We start from the raw sequence: 3986 nt of genomic DNA, 5'->3' as shown, positions 1-3986 counted from the left end.
GCCATTAGTAATTTGGACTGTACTATCCCTTAAAAACGATTCATAATCACTCAATTCATTTTGAATGCTGGCAGTATTGAATTTGGTTAAACCTTCAGTTTCAATTTTCTCATTAATTATCTCATCGGCATTTTTAAAGTTGGAGGAGTACCCATTAGAGCCCAAAAACCATAAAATAATTGAAATCGCGAGGATAATTTTACCAGCACCATACACAAAACTTTTGGTCTTTTCAATTACCGTATATGCCACATTCTTTAAAAGGGGTAACTTATAACTTGGCATTTCTACCATAAAAAACGACCTGCTTTTTATATTAAGAACTTTGTTGAGGATCATTGCAGATACAATTGCGGCTCCAAACCCAATTAAGTATAATAAAGTAAGTGTGAGTGCCTGATAACTGAGACCTACAATTCTACCTTCAGGAATAACCAATGCAATAATGATGAGATATACCGGAAGTCGTGCAGAACATGTTACAAATGGCGTTACCAAAATGGTAATAAGACGTTCCTTCCAGTTTTCAATATTTCGAGTGGCCATTACCGCCGGAATAGCGCAAGCCGTACCGGAAATTAATGGAACTACACTTTTACCACTTAAACCAAATGGCCTCATAATACGATCCATAAGGAATACTACCCTGCTCATATATCCAGACTCCTCCAAGAGTGCTATAAACAAAAATAAAAAGGCGATCTGAGGAATAAATATTACAATTCCTCCGATACCAGCAAGTATCCCTTCGGCTAAAAGATTAGTGAACATTCCCGGCGGCATGGTTGTTTTTATCCAATTGCTTGCAGCGGCAAATTGCTCGTCAATAAAATCCATTGGAATACTACTCCAATCGTAAATTGCCTGGAAAATGGTCAATAAAATGATCAGGAAAATTAAGTAACCCAATATCTTATGGGTTAAGATCCTATCTAATGTAGCTCTGAATCCCTTGGCGGCATTTCTGTCTACCTTGTAGGTCTCTTTTAATACGCCGTTTATAAATTGATAACGGAGAATGGTCTCCTTTTGTTGCAGTCTTTTTAATTCTGCCTTGGTCTTTGTGGTAAATGAAGAGGTGTCTTGCACTGCCTTTTTCTCAATAGGCATAAAATTGACATCCTGTGTAATTACAAGCCACAACTTATAGAGATCTTCATTAGGAAATGTCCGTTGTAATCTTTCAAAATATTCCGGTGCTATAACTGTGGCATCTACATTTGGTTTAACAGATAAATTTTTATAATCTGCAATCAATTGGCGAATTCGCTCTATCCCTGTACCTTGTCTTGTGCTTACCAGCGCTATTTTGGTATTTAATTTTTCTTCAAGGAGAGATACATCCAGGGTAATTCCCTTTTTAGGCATCCGGTCCGACATATTGATGACCAAAATTGCGGGGATTTTTAAGTCCTTTATTTGAGTGAAAACAAGCAGATTTCGCTTTAAATTTTCAACATCACTAATAACCACAGCTACATCGGGGAAATCCTTATCGTTTTTGTTGAGAAGTAATTCCACAACAACACTTTCGTCGAGGGAAGTCGTATTTAAACTATAAGTGCCCGGGAGGTCCAGAATATGAGCTTTAACGCCTCGGGGCAATTTACAGACACCCTCCTTTTTCTCAACAGTTATCCCAGGGTAATTACCTACTTTTTGATTCAGACCGGTTAATTGGTTAAAAACTGAGGTCTTTCCTGTATTGGGGTTACCGATAAGAGCTACATTAATATTTTTACTCATAATGTGGCTTTATCTTCTATCAGCTCCAACTCAATTTGGAAGGCAATGGATCTTCTGATGGCAATATGAGAACCATTAACATTTATGTATAACGGATCTTTTAGAGGGGCTATTTGAATCAATTCTACTTCATTTCCCGGAAGGCATCCTAATTCTAATAATTTAATAGGCAGCATACCTTTGGTAAATTCTTTAATAATTCCCCTTTCACCTCGCTTTAAATGTGCAACAGTTGTAACCAATTTTTATTTAGATTGATTTTAAGTAAGGACAAAAATAATGGAAAAAGATGAGGTATAAAGGCAAATATTAAAAAAAGAAAAACAGGAATTTTCTTCAAATAAGAAGATTGGGTTGGACCGGAATTGACACCTTAATTAAGGTAAGACATTTTTAAAACTTCCAGATCCTGCAATAATTTATCCATTTCCTCTTTGTTCGTACCGTCATAAGTACCCCTTATTCTGCGATCTTTATCGATTAAAATAAAGTTTTCCGTATGGATCATATCAAATGGTCCACCGTCACCATCAGTTTTCACGGCCAGATAAGATTTTCTGGCCAGCTCATAAATGTGTTTTTTCTCGCCGGTGACCAAATTCCATTTATTATCATTAACTCCTTTTTCTAATGCATATTTTTTTAGTTGAGCAACAGAATCTATATCCGGCGTAACGGAATGCGATAATAACAACACATCTTTGTCATTTGCAATCTTTGACTGCAAATAGACCATATTTTTAGTCATTATCGGGCATATGGTGGGGCAGGTGGTAAAGAAGAAGTCGGCCACATAGATTTTATCTTTATAAAAATCCTGCGTTATGGTCTCCCCGTTTTGATTAGTAAGTGAAAAATCGGCAATGGTATGGTATTTTTTTACATGGACCAGGGTACTATCTACCAATTCTGAATTAAAATCTGCGGGTTGATATACCGGGAGTACAATCTTAGGCTGCAAGGCATTGTAAAACAAATAAATGATAATTATAGAAAGTAAAAGGAGTACGATTCCAAAAAATTTGTATTTACTGAAGAAAGAAAGCATTCGTAGTTTTTTGCAAAGGTACAGCAGCAAATGCTAGCATTCAAAAACTTTGATATGGGTTTGCTGCTAAAACTTTCTTAAATATCTGCACGCGACCACAGTTTCTTTTTATAAGACCTTGTAAAAGTGTACTTTTGTGCGTTTTACTTATAAAATCTATTAATGAGTCCTATACTTATAAAGACTATACAGTTTTTCCTGAGTCTTTCACTTTTGATTGTCCTTCATGAATTAGGACATTTTATCCCGGCTAAGATATTTAAGACGAGGGTGGAGAAGTTTTATCTTTTTTTTGACATTAAATTTTCCCTTTTTAAGAAGAAAATTGGAGAAACGGTTTATGGGATAGGATGGCTGCCACTTGGAGGTTATGTTAAGATAGCGGGCATGATTGATGAGAGTATGGATACGGCCCAAATGGCTGAAGAACCTAAGCCCTGGGAGTTTAGATCTAAACCGGCCTGGCAACGACTCATTATTATGCTTGGAGGTGTTACCGTAAACTTTATTCTGGCAGTTATCATTTATATTGGAATGGCATATTCTTATGGCGACCAGTACATACCCATGGATAGTTTAAAGGACGGCATATGGGTTAGGGAAAAGAATATTGGTGATGAACTAGGAGTGCAAACCGGGGATCATATTGTAGCTATTGATGGGGAAGAAGTTGAAAATTTTGATAGTCTTTTGGGAGAGATAATCAATGGTAACACCATGACCATTGAAAGAGATGGAACCATTATTGAAAAGGAGATTCCTGTAGATTTCATAGCCACATTATTGGAGGACGAGGATAAAATTCGATATATAATAAGCCCCAGAATTCCTTTTATTGTGGGTGGCATTGCTGACGAATCAGCGAACAAGGATTCGGGCTTGAAAGTACAGGACCAAATAGTTAGCATTGGAGATCATAGGATTACGTATTTTGATGAAGCCAAACCCGTAATTGAAAGTTATACGAACCAAAAAGTGAATCTTATAATTAGAAGAGATGGAAGGGAAGAACAAATACCAGTAGTAATTAGTGATTCGGCAACTATTGGAATCTCCACGGGCTCCCTGCCGTTTGATAAAATGGAGGAGATGGGCTATTTTAGGTTAGAGACCAGGAAATACACTTTTGCAGAGTCAATCCCGGCAGGAATTGATAAAGGGGTTACAACGCTTACCAGTTATGTAAAACAAC

At 36.8% G+C, this 3986-nt stretch carries 4 protein-coding genes; 1 reads left to right on the top strand and 3 read right to left on the bottom strand.

Features of this window, described 5'->3' with window-relative positions:
• The 3 genes from feoB to WBN20_RS11755 form a co-directional block, all read right to left on the bottom strand.
• The coding region (gene feoB / locus WBN20_RS11765; protein ID WP_424281817.1) for a ferrous iron transport protein B at positions 1-1746 on the bottom strand (1746 nt) is incomplete at its 3' end.
• On the bottom strand, positions 1743-1988 hold the full coding sequence (locus WBN20_RS11760; protein WP_424281816.1) for a FeoA family protein: 246 nt from the start codon (positions 1986-1988) through the stop codon (positions 1743-1745). The genes feoB and WBN20_RS11760, both read right to left, overlap by 4 nt.
• Positions 1989-2119: 131 nt before the next feature.
• Positions 2120-2794: an SCO family protein gene (locus WBN20_RS11755; RefSeq protein ID WP_424272456.1), complete on the bottom strand. Its 675-nt coding sequence runs from the start codon at positions 2792-2794 to the stop codon at positions 2120-2122.
• A 162-nt stretch (positions 2795-2956) separates the two neighbouring features.
• Between WBN20_RS11755 and WBN20_RS11750 the strand changes: the two genes are divergently transcribed.
• Positions 2957-3986: site-2 protease family protein (locus WBN20_RS11750; RefSeq protein ID WP_424281815.1), on the top strand; the 1030-nt coding region annotated here is incomplete at its 3' end.

It is taken from the genome of Eudoraea sp., from assembly GCF_049665975.1.
Lineage (GTDB): Bacteria > Bacteroidota > Bacteroidia > Flavobacteriales > Flavobacteriaceae > Eudoraea.
This window is presented reverse-complemented; position numbering and strand designations above follow the sequence as displayed.

Bases quoted from the DNA above. Each gene is read 5' to 3' on its own strand.
- WBN20_RS11755 (WP_424272456.1), bottom strand. From the start codon at position 2,794: ATGCTTTCTTTCTTCAGTAAATACAAATTTTTTGGAATCGTACTCCTT.